Source organism: Peribacillus alkalitolerans, from assembly GCF_010882125.1.
GTDB lineage: Bacteria > Bacillota > Bacilli > Bacillales > DSM-1321 > Bacillus_BN > Bacillus_BN alkalitolerans.
Map to the genome: position 1 here is coordinate 72,181 of NZ_JAAGVZ010000006.1, position 23,290 is coordinate 95,470.

General features: G+C 37.8%; 20 protein-coding genes and 1 pseudogene. 15 read left to right on the top strand and 6 right to left on the bottom strand.

Translation table 11 applies throughout. From position 1 onward, the window contains the following. Positions 1 to 249 precede the first annotated feature (249 nt). Together trmB and G3O09_RS09190 are read left to right on the top strand one after the other, a co-directional pair. Positions 250 to 900: a tRNA (guanosine(46)-N7)-methyltransferase TrmB gene (trmB, locus tag G3O09_RS09185; protein WP_163101186.1), complete on the top strand. Its 651-nt coding sequence runs from the start codon at positions 250 to 252 to the stop codon at positions 898 to 900. Between the two features lie 139 nt (positions 901 to 1,039). Beyond that, positions 1,040 to 1,882, top strand: coding sequence for a YtnP family quorum-quenching lactonase (locus tag G3O09_RS09190; RefSeq protein ID WP_163101187.1), 843 nt, complete (start codon positions 1,040 to 1,042; stop codon positions 1,880 to 1,882). A gap of 52 nt (positions 1,883 to 1,934) precedes the next feature. Here the strand turns inward: G3O09_RS09190 and G3O09_RS09195 are convergent, their stop codons facing one another. Next, complete coding sequence (locus G3O09_RS09195) at positions 1,935 to 2,246, bottom strand: hypothetical protein (RefSeq protein ID WP_163101188.1); 312 nt, start codon at positions 2,244 to 2,246, stop codon at positions 1,935 to 1,937. Positions 2,247 to 2,421: 175 nt separating this feature from the next. On the opposite strand from G3O09_RS09195, the gene G3O09_RS09200 reads away from it, so the two are divergent. Together G3O09_RS09200 and G3O09_RS09205 are read left to right on the top strand one after the other, a co-directional pair. Continuing rightward, positions 2,422 to 3,495: a M42 family metallopeptidase gene (locus G3O09_RS09200; RefSeq protein ID WP_163101189.1), complete on the top strand. Its 1,074-nt coding sequence runs from the start codon at positions 2,422 to 2,424 to the stop codon at positions 3,493 to 3,495. A 20-nt stretch (positions 3,496 to 3,515) separates the two neighbouring features. Further along, positions 3,516 to 4,031, top strand: a complete 516-nt coding sequence (locus tag G3O09_RS09205; protein ID WP_163101190.1) for a DUF84 family protein — start codon at positions 3,516 to 3,518, stop codon at positions 4,029 to 4,031. A gap of 56 nt (positions 4,032 to 4,087) precedes the next feature. On the opposite strand, the gene G3O09_RS09210 is transcribed toward G3O09_RS09205, so the two are convergent. Further along, on the bottom strand, positions 4,088 to 4,225 hold the full coding sequence (locus tag G3O09_RS09210; RefSeq protein ID WP_163101191.1) for a hypothetical protein: 138 nt from the start codon (positions 4,223 to 4,225) through the stop codon (positions 4,088 to 4,090). Positions 4,226 to 4,419: 194 nt separating this feature from the next. On the opposite strand from G3O09_RS09210, the gene G3O09_RS09215 reads away from it, so the two are divergent. Continuing rightward, positions 4,420 to 4,932, top strand: coding sequence for a hypothetical protein (locus G3O09_RS09215; protein WP_163101192.1), 513 nt, complete (start codon positions 4,420 to 4,422; stop codon positions 4,930 to 4,932). 33 nt (positions 4,933 to 4,965) lie between these two features. On the opposite strand, the gene G3O09_RS09220 is transcribed toward G3O09_RS09215, so the two are convergent. Continuing rightward, positions 4,966 to 7,086: a methyl-accepting chemotaxis protein gene (locus G3O09_RS09220; RefSeq protein WP_163101193.1), complete on the bottom strand. Its 2,121-nt coding sequence runs from the start codon at positions 7,084 to 7,086 to the stop codon at positions 4,966 to 4,968. A 360-nt stretch (positions 7,087 to 7,446) separates the two neighbouring features. Between G3O09_RS09220 and G3O09_RS09225 the strand changes: the two genes are divergently transcribed. After that, positions 7,447 to 7,758 (top strand): thioredoxin family protein, encoded by a 312-nt coding sequence (locus G3O09_RS09225; protein ID WP_163101194.1) that lies wholly within the window; start codon positions 7,447 to 7,449, stop codon positions 7,756 to 7,758. Positions 7,759 to 7,814: 56 nt separating this feature from the next. Beyond that, positions 7,815 to 8,621, top strand: coding sequence for a DUF1444 domain-containing protein (locus tag G3O09_RS09230; protein WP_163101340.1), 807 nt, complete (start codon positions 7,815 to 7,817; stop codon positions 8,619 to 8,621). A 252-nt stretch (positions 8,622 to 8,873) separates the two neighbouring features. On the opposite strand, the pseudogene G3O09_RS09235 reads toward G3O09_RS09230, so the two are convergent. Next, positions 8,874 to 9,083, bottom strand: a pseudogene (locus tag G3O09_RS09235) (transposase); the annotation flags it as partial. Between the two features lie 544 nt (positions 9,084 to 9,627). Here G3O09_RS09235 and G3O09_RS22755 point away from each other — a divergent pair. The 3 genes from G3O09_RS22755 (at position 9,628) to murC (ending at position 15,070) form a co-directional block, all read left to right on the top strand. Then, positions 9,628 to 12,363, top strand: coding sequence for a DNA translocase FtsK (locus G3O09_RS22755; protein WP_275898307.1), 2,736 nt, complete (start codon positions 9,628 to 9,630; stop codon positions 12,361 to 12,363). 125 nt (positions 12,364 to 12,488) lie between these two features. Then, on the top strand, positions 12,489 to 13,598 hold the full coding sequence (locus G3O09_RS09245) for a nicotinate phosphoribosyltransferase (RefSeq protein ID WP_163101195.1): 1,110 nt from the start codon (positions 12,489 to 12,491) through the stop codon (positions 13,596 to 13,598). A 170-nt stretch (positions 13,599 to 13,768) separates the two neighbouring features. Further along, positions 13,769 to 15,070: a UDP-N-acetylmuramate--L-alanine ligase gene (gene murC, locus G3O09_RS09250; protein ID WP_163101196.1), complete on the top strand. Its 1,302-nt coding sequence runs from the start codon at positions 13,769 to 13,771 to the stop codon at positions 15,068 to 15,070. 417 nt (positions 15,071 to 15,487) lie between these two features. Here murC and G3O09_RS09255 read toward each other — a convergent pair whose 3' ends face one another. Then, a complete protein-coding gene (locus G3O09_RS09255) occupies positions 15,488 to 16,603 on the bottom strand; it encodes an aminopeptidase (protein WP_163101197.1) in 1,116 nt (371 codons plus the stop codon). Positions 16,604 to 16,821: 218 nt separating this feature from the next. Here G3O09_RS09255 and G3O09_RS09260 point away from each other — a divergent pair, with 218 nt between their 5' ends. The 3 genes from G3O09_RS09260 to ytxJ all read left to right on the top strand — a co-directional run bounded on the left by G3O09_RS09260 (position 16,822) and on the right by ytxJ (position 18,369). Next, positions 16,822 to 17,334, top strand: coding sequence for a DUF948 domain-containing protein (locus G3O09_RS09260; RefSeq protein ID WP_163101198.1), 513 nt, complete (start codon positions 16,822 to 16,824; stop codon positions 17,332 to 17,334). Between the two features lie 37 nt (positions 17,335 to 17,371). Beyond that, positions 17,372 to 17,947: a YtxH domain-containing protein gene (locus G3O09_RS09265; RefSeq protein WP_163101199.1), complete on the top strand. Its 576-nt coding sequence runs from the start codon at positions 17,372 to 17,374 to the stop codon at positions 17,945 to 17,947. Between the two features lie 92 nt (positions 17,948 to 18,039). Continuing rightward, on the top strand, positions 18,040 to 18,369 hold the full coding sequence (ytxJ, locus tag G3O09_RS09270) for a bacillithiol system redox-active protein YtxJ (RefSeq protein ID WP_163101200.1): 330 nt from the start codon (positions 18,040 to 18,042) through the stop codon (positions 18,367 to 18,369). A 63-nt stretch (positions 18,370 to 18,432) separates the two neighbouring features. Here ytxJ and G3O09_RS09275 read toward each other — a convergent pair whose 3' ends face one another. Beyond that, positions 18,433 to 20,595, bottom strand: coding sequence for a cell division protein FtsA (locus G3O09_RS09275; protein ID WP_240338393.1), 2,163 nt, complete (start codon positions 20,593 to 20,595; stop codon positions 18,433 to 18,435). Positions 20,596 to 20,914: 319 nt separating this feature from the next. Here G3O09_RS09275 and G3O09_RS09280 point away from each other — a divergent pair, with 319 nt between their 5' ends. Both G3O09_RS09280 and ccpA read left to right on the top strand, forming a co-directional pair. Then, complete coding sequence (locus tag G3O09_RS09280; protein ID WP_163101201.1) at positions 20,915 to 21,991, top strand: bifunctional 3-deoxy-7-phosphoheptulonate synthase/chorismate mutase; 1,077 nt, start codon at positions 20,915 to 20,917, stop codon at positions 21,989 to 21,991. A 266-nt stretch (positions 21,992 to 22,257) separates the two neighbouring features. Further along, positions 22,258 to 23,262 carry a catabolite control protein A gene (gene ccpA, locus G3O09_RS09285; RefSeq protein WP_163101202.1) on the top strand — a complete coding sequence of 335 codons (1,005 nt, stop codon included), beginning with the start codon at positions 22,258 to 22,260 and terminating at the stop codon, positions 23,260 to 23,262. Positions 23,263 to 23,290: the final 28 nt, after the last annotated feature.

A 23,290-nucleotide genomic window follows, 5' to 3' on the forward strand; every position in this document is an offset into this window, starting at 1 on the left:
GCCTCTCGCTACAATCAACAGGTTAGTTTAACAAAGCCTAATAATCAATAAAAATGCAGAGAGTTAAAGACAAGCTACAACGTACAGGTCGTACGCTACTGCTTTCCTTATAGGTTGCGGCCAAGGGATGAAATTATTCATGTTAGAATATTAAGCATTATCGAACAAGAATTGGACCTTATTTCTTGTTGCGCAACATTTGGGTTCATGTTAGGATTTGAACGATACATTTACAATAGGGGTGTCATCATGAGATTAAAATATAAGCCTTGGGCTAAAGATAAATTAAGCGAATTTCCACAGTATGTCATTGCGAATCCGGAAGAACAAAAAGGTAAATGGAAAGAAGTATTCGGTAACGAAAATCCTTTATATATTGAAGTAGGAACGGGAAAAGGCCGATTCATTACTGAAATGGCTAAGGCACATCCAAATATCAATTTCATGGGGATAGAAGTGTATGAAAGTGTTATTGTACATGCTCTAGATAAATTAATTGAAACTGAGCTTCCAAATTGTAAGCTTTTAAGTGTAAATGCAAATGATTTACGCAATTTTTTCAATAAAGGAGAAGTATCCAGGGTATACTTGAATTTCTCAGATCCATGGCCAAAAACTCGCCACGCTAAGAGAAGATTGACTTATAAAACGTATTTGAGTATATATGAGGACATTCTACCAGATATGGGAGAAATCCATTTCAAAACCGATAATCAAGGCCTATTTGAATATTCTCTCATTAGTATGTCCCATTACGGAATGTTATTGAATTTCATTAGTCTGGATTTGCATAATAGCGATTATGAAGGAAATATCATGACTGAATATGAAGAGAAGTTTTCCAATAAAGGAAGCCGCATTTATCGTGTCGAAGCTCAATTTCCTTCTAAAAATAAATAGAAAAAAGGATGATCCATTTTCATTTGGATCGTCCTTTTTTTATACATACGATTCTTGAGAAAGATAAATGATTCATCTGTACAAAATTATGAATAATCCGAAAACAGTGGTAAAATGATGATTAATAGGAGGGTGAAAGATGCAAAGCTTACATTTTGGAAACTTCCAGTTGACCTGGTTGACAGGAGGCACAACATTCCTTGATGGTGGTGCAATGTTTGGTGTCGTACCAAAACCACTTTGGTCCAAAAAATATCCCCATAATGAGAAAAATCAAATTGAACTTCCAACAGATCCTATACTAGTTCAAACTGGAGAAAAAAATATTCTGATTGAAGCAGGAATAGGGAAAGGAAGATTCACTGAAAAGCAACTGAGGAATTATGGAGTTGAATTGGAATCACGATTGGAGGAAGACTTACTAAAACTAGGTCTTACCACAAGTGATATAGACATGGTGTTATTAACACACATGCATTTTGACCATGCAACTGGTCTTACTAAAATTCAAGATGGCAACCTAGTATCAGTTTTTCCAAATGCGACAATCATTACATCGGATATTGAGTGGAATGAAATGAGACATCCAAATATCCGTTCCCGAAATACATATTGGAAAGAGAACTGGGAAACCATTGAAAACCAAGTTAAAACGTTTCATGAACAGTTGGAAGTATTTCCGGGTATAAAGATGATACATACAGGAGGACATAGTGATGGGCATTCCATCATTGTCATGGAGCAAGGGGATGAGATCTTAATCCATATGGCAGATTTAATGCCAACACATGCTCATTCTAACGTCCTTTGGGTATTGGCATTTGATGATTATCCAATGAATTCAATCTTCCAAAAGGAAAAATGGATGGAATATGGTCTACAGAAAAAAGCATGGTATACCTTCTATCATGACGCGTTTTATCGAGCTGTAAAATTTTCTGAGGATGGTAAAGAAATTCTAGAGAGCATCAAACGTCAATAAACGAAAAACAAGACAGGAGGTTTCCCTTCTGTCTTGTTTTGTTTATTTCATCCTATTTAGTTATAACTTCTAATATGGTGCCCGTCATGGCATCTGCAATAAATTCGAATTGCTCATGGTGGTCACCCGTTTTCCTTGTAATTCCGCCTTTGAAGACCGTATAGGTGATTTCATTTTTTTCAAATAGTTCGGATTTCATGACAATCCATGACCCAATAATTTTCCCGTTTTTTTGAAGTGCATGTTTGGCATCTTGTAATATTCTCTCAGGAGACATTGAAACATTGCGATCGATAGCCTGGGATGTAAAAACCCCTGCTACAAAACCAACAGTTGCTCCCAATATTAGATTTTTCCAATTCATCCGTTTTCCTCCTTATCTAATTACCAGATCCATTTCTTATTTTTAGTATACCTATTGAGAGCAAGGCTGCACAAATAGTTTTATATTGAATTAGTGTTAGGGTGGTAAGGTAACAGAAGTTTCTGTAAAATAGAGGATGTACATAACTTATGACCGGTAAAAAGGAGATATTATTATGAATCAAGAAACTCTTTCATTGTTTAAGACATTGACTGAATTACCTGGGGCACCAGGTAATGAACATGCAGTTCGAAAGTTCATGCGTTCTCAATTGGAATTGCACGCAGATGAAATAGTACAAGATGGGCTTGGTGGGATTTTTGGAGTTCGAGTTGGGAATGAAAACGGTCCAACAGTCATGGTGGCTGGCCATATGGATGAAGTTGGATTCATGGTTACCAATATCACGGATAATGGAATGATACGCTTTCAACCACTTGGTGGCTGGTGGAATCAAGTATTGCTTGCACAACGAGTTGAAATTACGACTGATAAAGGTCCTATCGTGGGTGTAATTGGTTCAATTCCTCCACATTTGTTAGAAGAAGCCCAACGTTCAAAACCTATGGATATTAAGAATATGTTGATCGATGTGGGAGCAGATGATCGAGAAGACGTAAAAAGAATGGGTATTAAACCAGGACAGCAAATTACGCCTATCTGTCCTTTCACTCCAATGGCAAATGAGAAAAAAATCATGGCAAAGGCTTGGGACAATCGCTATGGGTGCGGCCTTGCTATTGAATTATTGAAAGAAACTAAAAATGAAACATTACCTAATATCCTTTATTCTGGTGCAACTGTTCAAGAGGAAGTCGGTCTTCGTGGAGCTCAAACAGCTGCCAATATGATAAAACCTGATATTTTCTTTGCGCTTGATGCAAGTCCTGCAAATGATATGTCAGGAAAGAAAAGTGAATTTGGTCAATTAGGCAAAGGGACATTACTTCGTATTCTAGACCGTTCAATGGTCACACATCGAGGAATGAGGGAATTTATATTAGATACTGCGGAAACACATTCTATACCATATCAATATTTTGTTTCCCAAGGTGGCACAGATGCAGGACGTGTACACCAGGCGAATGATGGAGTGCCAAGTGCTGTAGTTGGTATCTGTTCAAGATATATTCATACCGCAGCGTCCATTATTCATATCGATGATTATGCAGCAGCTAAAGAATTGTTGAAGAAGCTAGTTTTATCATGTGATTCTTCTACGGTTAATGCTATTCGTAATAATTCTTGAAAGTGATGTGAAGCAGAAAAGTGAAAGTTTGTGTAGGCAGCAAGAACCCTGCAAAAGTTTCTGCTGTAGAAGCAGTTCTTCTCGATATTGGAGCTGAAGTGTCATGTTTAGATGTTCCTTCAGGTGTATCTGACCAGCCATTTTCTGATGAAGAAACGATTCAAGGAGCCATAACTAGGGCTCAAAATGCTAAAAAGTTATCAGGTGCAGATATTGGAATCGGTTTGGAAGGTGGAGTCGTGAAAACTGTGGATGGCATATACGTCTGCAATTGGGGAGCACTGGTTAGTGAAGGCAATCAACCTATCATAGCTGGTGGAGCGCGTATTCCATTACCGAAGGAAATTAGCGATCGATTGCTGAATGGAGAAGAACTTGGTCCAATCATGGATGATTTTACAAAGAAACAAAACATCCGAAAGAAAGAAGGCGCCATTGGCGTTTTTACAAATGAAAGAATATCTCGCTCAGATATGTTTATCCATATTATGCAATTGCTGATTGGCCAATACGAATATCAATCAAAGAATACCTAAATGAAAAGCTCCAACACCTTTATCAGGTTGATGGAGCTTTTTTGCTATCTAAATTATCAATATTCTATTTCCTCATAATCTTTAGGTTGGGGGACTGGCTGTCCATCTAAATCATTAGTAATTTCTTGGATCGTTTCTATTTCTTCCTGAGACTTCTCCTGTCTATTTACTTCTTGGTTTTTATTTTTTTTCATTAATCTATCCCCTTCCACGGTTAATAAAGTTAATATGCGCTCGTTAACTTTGTTTCAATCAATATTTTCGGTAGTATGAAAATTGAATTTATTAAAAATAATAGAGGTAGTCATAATATGTTAATATGTTGTAACACTTTTGAATTATTAGTGTGGTAGTATGGAGCGGAATAGAAAATGTGGAGGAATGTTTAATGGTCCCGAAGCGATTAATGACAGCAATGGGGTTCTTATGTTTACTTCTTATCTTTACAGGGTGCTCTGCCAATGTGAATGAGGAAATTAACAAGGCTGAAAAAGCGGCTGAAAAGGTTTTCACTAACAATAATGTGAAGGCAAATGAAAAGTTGAAAGAATTCAGCTTCTACTTACCAGATGGATTTAAGGTTGACGAAGTCAAAACACATAATGTCATCATCAATAATAGGGATATATATGCAATTATATTTGTAAACCCGAATGAACAAAGTGATAGTGATGTACTTATCCAAAATTTCATAAACCACAAGAAAGAATACGAAAAGATTCAAACCTTTGAGAAACCAGGAAAAAAAGGATTTTTTGCGGTTAGACAAACTGAAGAGAAGAAATACGAACTCATAGTAGGAATCGGCGGAGTGAAAGTGACTACTGTTGCGAAGGCTGCAGATTTAGAAATACTTTCTAAAGATTTAATGAAAACGGCCATTTCAATAAAGCAGGAATAATTAAAGGGATGCCACATGAGCATCCCTTTTGTTTTATTTCTTTTTCAATTTTTCAATTGGATTTATGGACTTAATCTTAGAAAAAATAAGTTTAGGTTTTCTAAAGTTTATCTTGATTGTTGGTTTAGAAAAACGTAACTTCTTTTTATTATCTTGAGAGACTGTTCTTACATGTTTCTCTACTGCATCATCTAGGTTGAATTGGCTAATGACACTTTGTAAATCGGTCGCAATAAAACTAAGCTCAGAGGCAGCTTCATTGACTTGAGAAATAGCCATTAATTGATTTTCACTAGAAGCGCTAACTTCCTCTGCTACTCCAGCGGATTGTTCAGATATGCTATAGATGTCATTCATTTTTTTAAACAATGTACCATTGGAGCTTTGGACATGCTGGATTGCGTTTTTAATCCCGTTAAGCTTAACGTTGATTCCTTCTATATGATTAACGATGTTTTCAAATGCTGACTTCGTTGAAGATACAGACTCGCTTTGTTTTGTTTTGTACTCATTGAACTTCACGGCTTCCTGTTTAAGTGAAAGCATTTGGCTATTCATGGTATCAACTAGCTTTTGAATATTTTGCGCTTCCATTTTCGAACGTTCAGCAAGCTTTCTGACCTCTTTAGCAACTACAGAGAATCCTCTTCCCGCTTCTCCAGCCCTAGCAGATTCAATGGCTGCATTCAAGGCAAGTAAGTCTGTATTTTCAGCAATCTCCTTGATTGTAGAAACAATGGAAGAAATACTTCTTGATTGTTCGGATGCCTGTTGGACCTGGGACGTTAAATGATTAGCTAAGTTAAGGAACTGTTCGGAAGTATCCTGCAAAGTAATAATCGTCTTTAGGCCCTCTCTTCCTTCGGCCTGTGTCCTTGCAGCTTCCAATGCAATGTCTTCACTGATGGTTTGGGTTTCTTTGATCGCACCGGATACATTGTTCATAATCTGTTTACTATCCTCTAATTGTTCGGCTTGATCAGACGCACCTATTGCCACTTGTTTAACAGCTAGATTTACCTCATTGGATTGAGCTGAGGTTTCTTCTGAAATTGCTGCAAGATGTTGAGAGGAAGAATTTAATTGATCAGCTGAATTTAGAACCTTCTTTAATGCTTCTTGTACCTTTTCAGCCATGTCATTAAATGTATGTGCAAGGGCGCTCATTTCATCTTTTCTTGTATCATTCACTCTATATCCGAGTTCACCTGACCCAATGCGTTCAGCACCATGCTTAAGGGATGATATAGAAGTATTGATTGTTTTCATAACAAGTAAACCAATAGAAATAAGGATAATGACTAAAATGAAGCTAATGACTAAAAGGATACTTCCAAGCCTTGCAGTTTGCTTTTGTAGATCTTCGTTTAAAACGGCCTTTTGCTTGATTACTCCTGATTCAACATCAGCTACCGCTTTTTCAATGGATTTTGCATTTTCATCAAACGAAACCATCAGCCTGCTTGATTCTCGATAGGTTGTGGCTGCTTCATTCATGGATTTACTATAGGTATCGAACTTTGTAGAGAATGCACTATCGGTAGGGATGGCAACATTCATTTCATCCTTCAGTTCTTTAACAGATTTTGTGAACTCCGAATATACTTTCTCATCTTTTGTTGACAGATATTGTTTTTCCAAAACTCGAATGGTTTTAAAACGTTCGACCCAGCTTTGATTGCCACTACCTTGAAGCAATCCCTCTAATTCAGACCCAGTTTTATCGGTTGTGCCTCTTAGCCCTGAAGTAGGGGTGAACCCTACTTTTTCATAAAATCCAAATAATTTCTTAAAACTAGCACTGTATTCCTTTGCACTTTCTTCAATCTTTTTTGATTGTTTTACAATATCAGCGTTTTCTTTGTTATTTTTCATTAATGATTGCGATTGTGTTTGAACATTATTAATGGTCTTTTCGATCTTTTTGGCGCCACCTTGATTTGGGATACGTAAGAATTGAGTCTCATATTTACGTGTCTGTGCCATATTGTACTTAATTTCCTTACTATCTATCACTGCTAGGGATAGTCTGTCTTCTTCTTTCTTTACATCCTTTTGAATGTTACTAGAAAGGAGATTAAAAGATAATAATATGAGTAGACCAAAGGTTGACATGAATAATATAAAGCCAATTTTTGCTTTAATTGTCTTCACTGCTCGGGTCCCCTTTCTCTATTTATTTTATTTTCTTATGTATATAAAAAAATTCCTCTATAGTCCAAAAGTAGAGTGTGGATATGAACAAGATTCATACCACAAAGTTCAGTGGCTAAGAGAAAAAATTCAAAAAAATAAGTAATTTCTTATATTATAGAGCTAATTTACTACTAAAACAATATACCTATTTATGTTTTCAATCAGAATAATAGATAATCTTTACTACTGGTTATAGTGGATGTTCTTGCGCATGCTTTTTGTTAGTAGTTATTGAATTAGTTTGTTACTATCAGAATATATGAAGATAATTGGATTCATACTGTTTGAAGACCAATTTACTTAAGGAGGATAAAACAAATGAAAGAACTAGAGACTATTGAACAATTCGATCAATTAAAGGTTAATGGGAAGCATATTTTCCTGTTTTCTGCTGAATGGTGCCCTGACTGCCGGTTTATTGACCCATTCATGCCACAGGTAGAAGAGAAATTCAGTGATTTCAACTTTGTATATGTGGATCGAGATAAATTTATCGACATTTGTGTAGACAATGATATTTTTGGCATTCCGAGTTTCCTTGCTTTTGAAGATGGACAGGAATTAGGAAGATTCGTTAGTAAAGACCGTAAGACCCAAGAGGAAATCGAGCGATTTATTAAATCACTATAATTGTAAGTAAAGGCTTAAGGCCCGCGGACAGTCGAAAGGGGCAGTGTAAGATGAAAATGAGCAGCAAACGTATGAAGGACTTGTTGATGGAGAAATTACAGTCTCATCATCTGAAATTTCAATTTGATCCTAAAAAGGATACGATTAGAATTGAAAATTCCGAAACAGGTAAGGGGATTACAATCGACCTTCCTCCTATCATTGCAAAATGGGAGAATTCAGGGGAGAAGGCAATTGATGAAACGGTTTATTATGTAGAAGAAGCATTAAAGGCCATGGGTGGTACCCATTCTATGCAAGGTCAAGAAAACAAGATCTTTCCTGTAATTCGATCGACATCCTTCCCGCTTAAAGATCAAAGTGATATACCGTTTATTACAGATGAGCATACCGCTGAAACTAGAATTTATTACGCACTCGATTTAGGTAATACGTATAGATTGATAGACGAGAAATTCTTGGAGCAGCAAGGCTGGAACCCAGAACATTTACGTGAAGTAGCGAGGTTTAATGTGAGGGGGCTATCAACAAGTGTCAAAACGGACTCAGTAGCTGGCAATGTATATCATTTTGTCAGTACGAAGGATGGATATGATGCCAGTAGGATTTTAAATGAATCATGGCTAAAGTCTATGCAAGAAAAAATGGAAGGAACTATGGCTCTTGCTGTACCTCACCAAGATGTCTTGATCGTTGCTGATATTCGGAATGAGACAGGCTACGATGTGCTTGCACAAATGGCGATGAGCTTTTTCGCCAGTGGCTTGGTTCCAATTACTGCTCTATCATTTTTATATGAAAATGGAGAGCTGGAACCAGTTTTTATCCTTGGAAGAAACAAAAAAAATAATAGCCCAAAATAAATGATTTTTTACAATAACCGCCTAAATAAAGGGCGGTTTCAGATTGTCGACAAAAGGTATCGAGAGTACGCTCTCTCGGTACCTTTTGTCATTTTTTATATGTATTGTAGGAGAAAAGGTTGATTTCCGCTCCAGGCGCTTGCTTTCCGGGGGGCGTTCGCCGAGCCTCCTCGTCGCTACTGCTCCTGTGGGGTATCGCCTGTAACTCTAATCCCCCAGGAGTCAAGCGCCTTCCGCTCCAATCAACTAATGTCATGCAACTTTCCATGTCCAAGTGGCTAGCTTTTTTAAATTCATGGATGCAAAAGTAAGCATCGACTGCATAGACAATTTTTTTAGCCACCTTAGGGTTGTCCAACGCATATCATGCTTTTCTTACGCATCCGCAAAGACCCTTTCAATCGTTTCCTTACGCTTCGCATATATTTGTTTAACTTTATTAAAGTGTCTTAAATGGTCAGCATTTCTAATTGTTCACGTTCATTGATTTGATTTTTAGTCATCATGATGTATCACCTCAAAATTATGTATGAGCACCGTTGATTGGAGTGGAGGGCGACGACTCCTGCGGGAAAAGCGTGAGAATTGAGACCCCGCACGAGCGTAGCGAAGGAGGAGGCTCAAGCCACGCCCGCGTAAAGCGTTCGCCCTTCGCTGCAATCAACTTCTCTAGTTTTTAGTAATTACCTTCTTTTTGAATAGGGAATGCACCTTCGATGACGAGGTATGGGAGATTATTCTATAGTATGTCTTCACCTTATAACTTGCCAAATGCTTGCTTTTAACGTTTGAAGTCAATGGGTAGAGGTAATATCGTTAATAAGTTGTTCAAATCGCAAAATCCAAAAAAATTAGGACATGTTTCCTGTTTGACCATGATATTTTTACAGGAATCGTAAAAAGTCCTATTTGTACACACATTGTACTAATCTTTTATTTTTTCTCCATATTTTATGATTTATTGTTACAATAAATAGATGACTAACAGCATTAGAAGGTGATTTGTTTGAAGTGGTTAAAGAAAATCAAGAAATGGTTTCAAGATGAAGAAATAATTGAAATCGAAGAAATTTTAACTTTAGAACCGAAAGAGCATGAGCAATTAAAGCGAGATCCCATCGCTTTTTTAAAGAAAAAACAAGCGGAGTCAGAAGAACTTCAAGAAAAACCAACCGTAAAGAACAAAGAGTTGGAAGCCAATGTGCAATATCAATATCCAAAAGGCAACTTTCGCTTTCCAATCATTCCTGATAAGGATGAAGCGAGAAAAAAACCATTAGGTAGACGTCATGCAACATCCGAAAAACGTGAAAACCAAAGTGTTCAACAACAGCCGATAAAATCAAAAGAACCTAGAAGGTCTCCTAAAACTAATGAAGTGCCAATACGAAATGTCAACAGGACAGAAAAGATTGTGAAAACTTCCACCAAACCATTCGCCGTGACTGAGATCCCATCGCCTGTATTTGGATTTAAACAACGGCCCGAACCAAAAAAGAGTGAACCAAGTATTCCTAAAGCTACCGTTGAATTTGAATTAGATTCATCTTTGAAAGCTACATACTCTACCAAAGAGGTCCTTAGTAGACCTACTATTTATAGACAGAAAGAGAAAGTGATATCACAAGAAAGTAAAGAAGATATCCAAGAAGTACAAGTAGAGAAAGTAGACACCATTGTTAATGTGAATTCTGTCAGTCCTGCGATCTTTAGACACCAAGAAAAAATCATTACAACTGAACCAACTGTTGCGGTTCAACCATTGGTGGTGCATTCAACTGAATTAGAAACTATTGTTGATGAAGACCAGAGTGTACCTGTAATTTATAAAAACCAAGCAAGTATTCCTTTTAAGGAAGTTGAGTTAGAGAAAAAAGAGGTTCAAGTGGAAGAACCTGAATCCTACATTCAGGATAAAATTGTACCACCAGATATCCATGAAGATGGAAATGAAAGCAATGATTTGAATTTAGAGTATGAGGATGAATTAGCTGACAATAGTGGCTTAACTACCCATACAGCCACTGATTTGGAAGAAGAGTATCCAGAAGAGCTCCCTGTACGTCCCAAAAAACATATTCCCTTTAACGTTGTGATGTTGAAGCAAGATAAACAAAAGCTAATGCAAAATGATTTAGCCTTTTTTCAATCATCTAGCCGTAAAATGGAGACGTCATCGACAGAAAATACTCCTTTAAATACAAGGGATCATGCACCTACAAATAACAAATCAAGCATGAACCAAGATGAAGAGAGTAATAAGAGTCTTGACACTTTACCTATTCACGAAATGGAAACAAGGGATGAAGAGCTGCCGTATTATCAATTTCCGTCACTTGAATTGCTAGAGCCTATGATTCAAACGGAAAAAGCGGATGATGATTGGCTAGAACAGCAGGCGTATATGTTGAATGAGACTTTGAAGAATTTCAATGTCAGGGCCAATGTGGTTAATGTGACTCAAGGTCCATCGGTCACTCGTTTTGAAGTGCAGCCGGAAGCGGGTGTCAAAGTGAATAAAATCACCAACCTTTCAGATGATATTAAACTTAGCTTAGCGGCACAAGACATCCGAATGGAGGCACCCATCCCTGGCAAGCATACAATAGGTATTGAAATTCCCAATAGAAAAAGCAAGCCGGTATTTTTGAGGGAGATTCTTGAGAGTCCAGCTTTCTTGAATAATCCTTCTCCTTTGACCGCAGCACTTGGACTAGATATTTCGGGTGATCCTATTGTCACCGATTTACGTAAAATGCCTCATGGGCTTATTGCAGGTGCCACCGGTTCAGGGAAAAGTGTCTGTATTAATACAATGTTAGTAAGTTTGTTGTATAAAGCGACTCCTCAAGAACTTAAGCTTTTGTTGATTGATCCAAAGATGGTTGAATTGGCACCATACAATTCGATACCACACTTGGTCAGTCCTGTAATAACGGATGTTAAGGCAGCTACTGCAGCTTTGAAGTGGGCAGTTGAAGAGATGGAAAGACGATATGAACTATTTGCCCATACTGGTGTCCGTGACATCAATCGATTTAATGAAAAAGCCACTGCAGCTGGTCGCTTTTCAGACAAACTGCCATTCATAGTTATCATTATCGACGAGCTGGCAGACTTGATGATGATGTCGCCTGCGGATGTTGAGGAGGCCATCTGCCGTATCGCACAAAAAGCGCGGGCATGTGGAATCCATTTGATCGTTGCTACACAAAGACCGTCAGTAGATGTAATCACGGGATTGATAAAAGCGAACATCCCTACAAGGATTGCCTTCTCCGTTTCGTCGCAGGTGGATTCTAGAACCATCATAGATATCAGTGGGGCAGAAAAGCTCTTAGGAAAAGGAGATATGCTGTTCTTGGAGAACGGATCATCTAAACTTGTCCGATTACAAGGGACCTTCGTGAGTGATGACGAAATTGACCAAGTCGTGTCTCATGTGAAAAGGGAGCAGGAACCACAATACTTATTCCAACAGGATGAACTACTTGCAAAAGCCCAGATTTCGTCTGACGCGGATGAGCTTTTTATAGAGGCTTGTGAATTTGTAGTCACTCAAAATGCAGCGTCTACCTCCAGTTTGCAAAGACATTTTCGTATCGGATATAACCGTGCTGCAAGGTTAATGGAAATGCTGGAGTCTCAAGGTGTTATTTCAGAGGCAAGAGGGAGTCGGCCGAGAGACGTTTTAATGGGTGAGGAAGAAATAGAGCTTTTCTTGTCTGATAAACCAATGTAAAATCAATAAAGCGTGAAATAAAGGATACCTTCTTAAAATATGGTATTCTTTATTTACTTCTATTAAATACTAGATAATAAAACGGGAAAATAATGATCGTACTTGAGATCTTAGAGGAGTTCTATATGAAAGAAATAGAATTAAAATTACAGGGCAAACTTAAACGCCTTACGAATCATACATTCAAATTCGATGAACGAGTGAGAGAGGGATGGTTTTCAGCCGTTTATTTCTTGAAAACTAAAGAAATCGTAGAGTCGTACTTTCCTGACAATATCGTTACAATGCAGTTCTTTCAGAAGCAAGATGCTGTTTTGTGTGGCACAGACGAGGTAATAGCTTTAATCAAGGAATTTGCGGATAAGCCTGAAGAGCTTGAAATTTTCTCATTAAGTGACGGAGAGAAAATCAAGCCTTTTGAAACGGTCCTTACAATAACTGGTCCTTATCAAAACTTTGGATATTTGGAAGGCGTCATCGATGGTATATTAGCCCGCAGAACCTCTGTTGCTACAAATGTATATAATGTAGTTAAAGCAGCAGGCATCTCTGGAAATCAAAAACCGGTTATTTTCATGGGAGATCGTGATGATCATTTTACACAACAAGCAGGTGATGGCTATGCTGCACATATTGGTGGCGTCACTGCACAAGCGACTCATGCGATGAATGAATGGTGGGGGAAACAGGGTATGGGTACCATGCCACATGCTTTAATTCAATTATTCAACGGTGATCTTGTGGCTGCATGCAAAGCATATCATGAAAAGTTCCCAGAGGATGAACTTTTGGCGCTTGTTGATTATAACAATGATGCAATAACGGATGCCCTTAAAGTTGCAAGGGAATTTGGTTCCATCCTAAAAGGTGTCCGTGTCGATACATCAAGAACGATGATTGATAAATATTTTCTTCGCAACCAGCACTTACTAGGTACATTTGACCCTCGGGGAGTCAATATTGAACTGATATCAGCACTGAGAAATGCATTAGACGCTGAAGGTTTTAACCATGTTAAAATTGTTGTTAGTGGTGGCTTTAGTGAACAAAGAATCATTGAGTTCGAAAAAGCAGGTGCACCAGTCGACATGTATGGTGTTGGAAGCAGTCTGTTAAAAATTAATATCGGCTTCACTGGCGACAATGTAATGCTTAATGGTAAGCACCAGGCTAAGGAAGGACGCAAATTCCGTCCTAATCCAAGATTAGAAAAAGTTGACCTTACTGAAATTTAAGAACTTATGAATCAGAAATTTAAAATCCTCATAGATGAGGATTGTGATATAATAGTTTATTGTGAATAAAAGTTGCATTTGACATTGGACTGATAAAAAATACTGAATTGAACGATAGATTAAAGGCATTTCATTAGATTTGCGTTTAGATGATTGTTGGAGGTTCTCATATGACTGTATACCATTTTGTTGGAATAAAGGGTTCGGGTATGAGTGCACTTGCACAAGTGCTTCACGAAATGAATTACCAGGTACAAGGCTCAGATATTGAAAAACAATTGTTTACACAAATCGGTCTTGAAAAATCAGGGATAAAAATCCTTCCCTTTACGAAGGAGAATATCCAACCAGGATTGACGGTTATTGCAGGTAATGCATTCCGTGATGATCATGAAGAGATTCAAAGAGCCATGGAACTTGGATTGCCAGTGATAAGATATCATCGCTTTCTAGGGGATTTTATGAAGAATTTCACTAGTGTTGCAATTACAGGTGCTCACGGAAAAACTTCTACCACAGGATTAATGGCCCATGTAATGAGAGGAGCAAAACCAACCTCATACTTAATTGGAGATGGCACTGGTAGAGGGGATAAAGATGCCGAGTATTTTGTTTTTGAAGCATGTGAATATAGAAGACATTTCTTGTCATATTACCCTGATTACGCGATTATGACCAATATTGACTTTGACCATCCAGATTATTTTGCGAGCATTGATGATGTATTTGATGCATTTCAACAGATGGCCTTACAAGTTAATAAAGGAATCATTGCTTGTGGGGATGATGAGCAACTACAAAAAATCCAGGCTAAGGTCCCAGTGATTTTTTATGGGTATAATGAGGAAAATGATTTTCAAGCCCGTAATGTTTCATCCACAAAAGAGGGTACGACGTTTGACGTCTTTGTAAGAAACACATTCTATGACACATTCACTATACCTATGTATGGAAACCATAATGTCTTGAATGCTTTGTCAGTCATAGCCCTATGTAAGTATGAGGATATTGACGCAGAAACTGTAAAAGAACAATTGCTATCGTTTACAGGCGTGAAAAGAAGATTCTCTGAAAAAGTGATAGGCGATCAAGTATTGATAGATGATTATGCTCACCATCCGACTGAAATTAGAGCAACGGTAGACTCGGCTCGAAAAAAATATCCAGATAAAGAAATAGTGGCTGTGTTCCAACCGCATACCTTTACAAGAACACAAACATTCTTATCTGAATTTGCCGAGAGCTTAAATATGGCCGACCATGTTTTCCTTTGTGAGATTTTTGGTTCTGCACGGGAAAACCAAGGAAAGCTTACGATTGGAGATTTACAAGAAAAAATTCCAGGAGGAAAGCTTTTATCAGAAGAAGATACTTCTGTGTTAAAGCAATTCCAAAACAGTGTCATCCTCTTTATGGGGGCTGGAGATATTCCAAAATTCCAGAAGGCTTATGAAGCTTTAATGGAAGAGTAAATAAGATGAGGTAGGTTATAAATGATGAATTTATAATCTGCCTCTTTTTTTGAGGAAATTCGACAAGTCGGGAATAAATTATTAAAAGTTGGGAGTATTAAATAATAGTTCATAAGCTTACCTCATTGCCATTGGCTGTTTTTTGGTAAAGTTTGTTGCTTTTAAGTGTAATTAACTTTAACAATCTGAGTTGATTGTAGCGGAGGGTGCTTGACTCCTGCGGGAAAATGAGGGAATTGGGAGACCCCACAGGCGGTAACGCCGAGGAGGCTCCCACCCTCCCCGCGGAAAGCAAGTGCCTCTCGCTGCAATCAACGGACAACCTTAATAGTCTAAAAACAATAAAGATTCTTGCTATAAAAAATAACCCCCCAAGGAAACCTTGGGGTTCGGTAACAGAGCTAAACTTATTATTCTTTATTTAAGATTCTCTGGATTTAAAACTTCTAATTCTGGGATGACGAATCTACCATCTTTACGGATTAACACATCATCAAAGTAGATTTCTCCGCCACCGTACTCTGGACGTTGAATATTTACCATGTCCCAGTGGATATTGGAGTGATTGCCGTTAAACGCATCATCGTAGCATTGTCCAGGAGTGAAGTGGAAGCTGCCATCGATTTTTTCGTCAAACAGGATATCTTGCATTGGATGAAGAATATATGGATTCACACCAATTGCGAATTCTCCAATGTAACGTGCTCCTTCATCCGTATCAAAAATATGATTGATTCTTTCTGAATCGTTTGCTTCTGCTTCTACAATCTTTCCTTCTCTGAAAGTAAGCTTCACATTTTCAAAAGTGAATCCATGATATGGTGATGGAGTATTGTAAGTGATTACACCATTAACAGAGTCACGTACAGGAGCTGTGTATACCTCTCCGTCAGGAATATTTAATTCACCAGCACACTTAACTGCTGGGATGTCCTTGATGGAGAAAGTAAGGTCTGTGCCTGGCCCAGTGATGCGAACTTTGTCAGTCTTATTCATTAATGCTACAAGGCTGTCCATCGCTTCACTCATTTTTCCATAATCAAGATTACATACATCAAAGTAGAAATCCTCGAATGCTTCTGTGCTCATTTTTGCCAACTGAGCCATTGAGGAATTCGGATAGCGAAGAACAACCCATCGAGTTTTAGGAACACGAATTTCTCTATGAACCTTTTGTCCGACTGTTTCGCCGTGTATTTTCATTTTATCCCCGGGTACGTCAGCGTGCTCATTGATATTGTCACCAGATCGAAGCCCAATGTATGCGTCCATTTTGCTCATTACATTTGCCTCGAACTCTGCAATCATGTCATACTGCTCTTTTTGAGCACCGAGTAATAAAGAACGATCCACTTGGTGATCTTTTAAAGAGACGAATGGATACCCACCAGCTGCATAAGCTTCCTTTACTAAAGCTGTCACCAGCTCACGTTGAAGACCAAAGTTCTCGATTAAAACCTTTTCTCCCTTTTGGAGCTTAACGGAGTAATTAATTAGATTTTTTGCTAACGTCTGTATTCTAGGGTCCTTCATTATGTATCCTCCACCTATGTATTTGAAATGCCTACTTTATTGTAACCGAATTATAGCAATTTTTTTACTTTTTTCTCTTATTGAAAGATGAATAATATAAAATAGAAAAATTTATCGAAAAAAAAAGGGAATTCATGAATAACTATGGAAAATTATATAAGTTTATTAATGTATACTAAGGGTAATATGTAGATAAATCATCACGGAGGTGTAGTATTTTGGAAATCATTTTATATTTAAGTGCGGCAGTGGCTGCCATTGCATTTTTAATATTAGTCATCTTTTTGGCGAAAACATTAAAATCTTTGCAAGGCACACTTGATAGCGTAGCGCACACATTAACAGGATTAGAACAACAGCTACAGGGGATAACGATGGAAACAACACAATTGTTACATAAAACGAACGCCTTAGCTGAAGACTTACAAAAGAAATCGGAAAACTTAAATACAGTTGTAGATGCAGTGAAGGATGTAGGTACATCCGTCAAAGGTTTCAATCAATCCATACAAAAGGTATCCTCTAAGGTCCAATTAGAAATGAACAATAATAAAGAAAAAATTGCTCAAGTTGTCCAATGGGGTAATGTCCTAATGGAATTCAGAGAAAAGTGGAAGGCTAGAAAAGATCAACAGCTTTCCATCGATGCTTACGGAGTAGAGCGCAATGAAATGGAAGCAGAAAAAACGGACTCATTAGCTAAAAAGAGATTTTTACGTTCACGTGGATAAAATAACCCAATACTTATAAAACTGGAGGAGATTAACTATGAATTCGAAAGATTATCCGAAAGAGTATCCGAGAGAATATCAAAATTACGGTAAAAATGCGGATGATAGAGGTTATAATCAATATCAGAACAATGATTCTGGTGGTGGTAGTTTCCTATTTGGTGCTATTATCGGTGGATTAGTAGGGGCAGCCACTGCATTGTTTTTGGCACCAAAGTCAGGAAGAGAATTGCGTAGCGACCTTAATAATCAGGCACGTATCTTAAATGATAAAACGGAAAAAATTCGCCAAACAGCTATGGAAAAAGGAACTGAGCTTGTTGAAGTTGCTAAATCCAAAACAGGTACGATTACTGATACCGTTACAAAACAGGCTAGCACCATTACTGATACCGTTACAAAACAAGCTAGCACTTTTATGAATAAAGTGAACCCAAACAACATGACTGAAGACATGAGTGCAGGGGACGAAGGAATTGTTTCTGAAACCGAAACTGTAACTATTTCTTCCAATCATAATCATCAATCAGGCCAGCCTTCAGACGTTGCCAAGTTAAAGTTAGAAGAAGCGAAAAAGGCATTTGAAGAAACGGAAAATCGTTATAATCAGTAAGTTTGAAAATTGGGCGGTGGAGTGGTACGATGACTTCACTGCCCCTTTTCTTGTAAAAATATAAAGTAGTTAAATAGGAAGGAAAGTTGAAAATGACATTGATTAAAATCGATACAGAACAACAACTTGAAGATTTATTAGCGGGGGATTCATTCTTCTTGCTTAAACATAGTTTAACTTGCCCTGTCAGTCATGCAGCATATGAGGAATATGTGAAGGTGGCTAATGATGAAAAGGACATCAAAATGGCTTATTTAGCTGTTCAAGAGGCTAGACTGTTATCCAATCATATTGCAGATACATTTAGTATCAAGCATGAATCTCCGCAAGCGTTTTTATTTAACAACGGAGAACCAGTATGGAACGCATCTCACTGGAAAATTACAAAAAAATCCCTTATAGCAGCAAAGCAAGAGATTTAAAAGAAAAGCCATCTTCATATTCCATATTAGTGGATAATGAAGATGGCTTTATGTTTGGGGTGGTCAGTTATAAGAACCCGGAATGGTTGTAGGCCAAAGAATCCTTAAATCATCCCCTGGTTCGATTTGTTCATAAAAACTAGTTTCTTTATTATTTTTCAAAAGAAGAAATCTAGCATTTGCAGTTTGAGGCATTTCTATGTCGATATGTCTAAATAGATCTTGGAAAATAAATGGTTCTATCTTTTTTTGCTTCACTGTCAATCGATCTCCGGAATGTATTGTTTGCTTTTCTTCCACTTTCTTTCCGGATTTTTCAACTGATGCGGCAGATTTTGTTAATACGATTTTTTTACCATTATAACTGATCGGTATGGAGTAATGAAGCTTGATATTAAGTGACTCTGATAGCTCAAGCAGGGTGGGAGTGTATGGGTTGTTGAAAATTAGCTCATCTCCATCCTCGAAACCCGATGAACCTTTGCATTCAATTCCATTACGGACCAATGTGCCGCTGTATTTATCTATCGTAACTGGCTTATCATTGATATAGACGGAATATGTTGAAATATTGCCAAGCAAGCTTTTTTGGCCTAAAGCATCAAGTAACGCTTCAATGGTATCAGGTAACTTACATAGGATTGTATCTCGATCTTGGATTTCGTCTTCTCCAGATGCATACTGACCATTCTTTTTAATTACAGCTTCCAATTCATATTTGGTACCATTGATAGTCACTATTTTCCTTGGAATATGATCAAGTAAATCTTGGATTTGTACGGTTGCAGGATAACCGTCTTCCCCTTTTTCCGCAATTATAACGTCACCGCTTCTCACTTCATCATCGAGAGATGTAACTTCACCATTTTTTAATAGGGTTGGTGGAGTTCCATGAATGCCAGGAATTGTAATGGTTTGACCATTCACAGATACCATGATGGCCATTCCTGGCTTTCCATACAATTTGTTCATTTTTATCCCTGCGGCAAGAAGGCAATCACCTACAGTTAATGTCTTCATATCAAATAACCGTACATTTTGATCATTGACTGTAATACTTACATATTGCACAGGGTTTTTGTTTGCCGCAATCGCTATCCCTATTGGGGTTACTAATTCAGGTCCTTTTGTCAAAAATTCTTCAAATGTAAGATTTTGAATCGCTTCTATTCCCCTTATTGCAACACGGTTTGCTGGAAGCTGTAATTTTTCTGCTAATAACCTAGGTAGCTCCGGTGTTAAGCTTCCACCGCCAACAAGCATAATGGCTTTAGGTGACTTATGATTATTAAGGGACAATACCTCTTGGCTAATTGACTCAGCAAGTTTATGCAATGCAGGGGAAATTTGATCCACAACTTCTGTTCTTGAAATCTCGGTTTCAAATCCTAAAATATCTGTGACTTTGATATGATCTTGTGAAAGAAGCTGTCGTTTTGCTTCCTCCGCTAATGGGAAATCAAGCAATAATTGGTCACTGATTGCCTCTGTTATCTCGTCACCAGCAACAGGGACCATTCCATACGCAATGACCGTACCCATATCTGTCAAGGCTATATCCGATGTACCTGCACCAATGTCAACTAATGCAACATTTAACCTTCTCATTGAAGGAGGTATCAGTACATTAATGGCAGCAATCGGTTCGAGCGTCAATGCCTGCATCTCCAAATCCGCTCGTTTCAATGCGGCAATTAACGATTCTACGACGACTTTTGGCAAGAAAGTAGCAATAATCTCTACAGAAGCCTTTTCTCCTTTTTGATCTATTAAACTACCAATCTCTTGACCATCTAAATGGTAATAGAGTACAGAATAACCAACGCAATAATAATGGAAGCTTAGTTCTCCCAACCCTTTTTCAGCTACCTCGGATTGCGCGGCTTGTACAGCCGTTAATTCAAGGTGAAGAATATCGTCTTTACTGATCATCGGTTTGCCTGCAATATCCACTGAAATTTTTGCCCTTTCTGTCTTCAGCGCTCTCCCTGCGGCAGCGACACAAACTTTATTGAGAGGACCATGTTTGGATTCTAGTTCATTCTTTATATCTTGAATAACTTTCGAAACGGCTAATACGTCATGAATTTGACCATCTAGCATGGCTCGTTCAGTATGCTCTTTAGATAAGATATCTTTTACATGGTATGACTCATTCATTTTTTCTAAAATAATGCCTACAACGGACCGTGTGCCTATATCTAAGGCAAATAAGTTTTCATGCAAGGAAGACACCTTCTTTTATTAAAATTACTTTAGCGCTTAAAAGCGTTTGTTTATTAAAGAAATATTTCGTGACATCTCAGATGTATTTCGTTATACTATCTGAAAGAATATCTCGCAACAGCTATGAAGTATGCCGATGTAGTAGTCGCAAGTAGGAAGTTAGTATAAGTACAACTGGACAATCGCTAGAGGCGCTAGCCAATTTTACTACTAATAATTCCTAATTATAAAAAATGTACCATAAATAATGGCTGCATTAAAGGTAATGCGATTATTTCATGTCGGCAAATGAGAAAATAAATGAAAAGGGTGGTTGGGAATGAGCAATAAGGAATTGGATGCACTACGTGAAAATTTAGATGAAATCAATTTATCTATATTACATCTTATTAATGAAAGAGCGAAACTTGTACAGGAAATTGGTCGAGTGAAAGAAAAGCAGGGTGTAAATAAGTACGATCCAGTCCGTGAAAGAAAAATGTTAGACCTTATTGAATCCAATAATGAAGGACCGCTTGAAAATTCAGCGGTTAAACATATATTTAAAGAAATATTCAAGGTTGGACTGAACCTTCAAAAGGACGACCATAAAAAAGCATTATTAGTTTCAAGAAAGAAAAAGCCTGAAGATACGATCATTACGATTAAAGGTGAAAAAATTGGTACGGGTGCACCTAGCTTTGTCTTTGGTCCATGTGCAGTTGAATCTTATGATCAAGTGGCCGCAGTTGCTGAGGTAGTGAAAAGTAAAGGCTTAAAGTTATTAAGAGGTGGGGCATTTAAGCCACGTACTTCACCATATGACTTCCAAGGCCTAGGTTTAGAAGGAATGAAAATTCTTAAAAAAATTGCCGATGAATATGGTTTGGCTGTCATTAGTGAAATTGTGAACCCTGCTGATATTGAAACGGCAATCGATTATATTGATGTGATTCAAATCGGTGCAAGAAACATGCAGAATTTTGAGTTGTTAAAAGCAGCAGGTGCTGTTGACAAACCGGTCCTGTTAAAACGTGGATTGGCTGCTACCATTGATGAATTTATCAATGCAGCCGAATACATCATGTCACAAGGTAACGGAAACATCATTTTATGTGAACGCGGAATTAGGACGTATGAGAGAGCGACCCGCAATACCCTGGATATAACGGCAGTGCCTATCTTGAAACAGGAGACTCATCTACCAGTATTTGTAGATGTAACACACTCGACTGGCCGTAAGGATTTGCTTCTTCCTGCTGCTAAAGCAGCTTTGGCGATTGGAGCAGACGGAATCATGGCGGAAGTTCACCCTGATCCAAGTGTTGCACTATCTGATTCTGCCCAACAGATGGACTTCGCAGAATTTGATGTATTTTTACAGGGTTTGAAAGAATTAAGTAAGACGACTGTTTAATGGAAAAGCCTTTTGCATTCGTGCAAAAGGCTTTTTTTATACTATTTTCGATCCTTAACATAAAGGTTTTGAAAAAACTTCTGAATTTTTAATGACAAATAACGAAAAAAGCGTCCTCATTGATTGCAGTTCTTACATTAGTATCGTAATATTATTTATTAATACATAATTTTGCTTGTACAATCTTACCAATTTGGTATTCAGATAATTCTTACGGTAATCATATGTGATAAGACAAACAAACTAAATATAGAAGGAGTGAAACCATGAATACCATCACCATTTATGATGTTGCTAGGGAAGCGAACGTTTCCATGGCTACGGTTTCCAGAGTAGTAAACGGTAATCCAAATGTAAAACCCACAACTCGAAAAAAAGTATTAGAAGTCATTGAAAGACTTGGATATCGTCCAAATGCAGTTGCTAGAGGTTTAGCAAGCAAGAAAACGACAACAGTCGGAGTAATCATTCCAGATATATCAAGTATATTCTTTGCAGAGCTTGCACGGGGAATCGAAGACATCGCGACGATGTATAAGTACAACATCATATTAAGTAATTCTGATCAAAATTTAGATAAAGAGCTGCATTTGTTGAATACAATGCTCGGAAAGCAAGTAGACGGAATTGTATTCATGGGGGCCAATATTACCGAAGACCATGTTTCCGAATTCAAGAAATCACCTGTTCCCATCGTTTTGGCAGGGTCGATTGAGGAAACCAATCAAACCCCTTCGGTCAATATCGATTATGAAGCAGCTGCTTACGATGCAACATTGAGTTTTATTGAAAATGGACATAAGCATATCGCTTTCGTTGTTGGTCCTGACCTAGAGCCAATTAACCTGAAAAAGATAAATGGTTATAAAAGGGCTTTACAGGAGAATAATATAGAGTTTGAAGAAGGTTATCTTGTAGAAGGTGATTATTCTTATGACTCCGGAATTGAAGCCTTTGACCGATTGGTCGAACTTTCTGAAAAGCCAACAGCGATTATGGTGGGTGCAGATGAAATGGCCCTTGGAATTGTACATGCTGCACAAGATAAAGGATATTCGGTTCCAGATGAGTTTGAGGTAGTGAGTTTTGATAATACAAGGCTTACTTTGATGGTACGTCCTCAAATCTCAACACTCGTCCAACCACTGTACGATATCGGAGCGGTTGCCATGAGGCTTTTAACAAAGCTTATGGACAAGGAAGAAGTTCAAGACACTACAGTAGTATTACCTCACCGGATTGAACACCGTCAATCCACTAAATGTAAATGATATTTGAAAAGCACTAGCACGTCCTGTG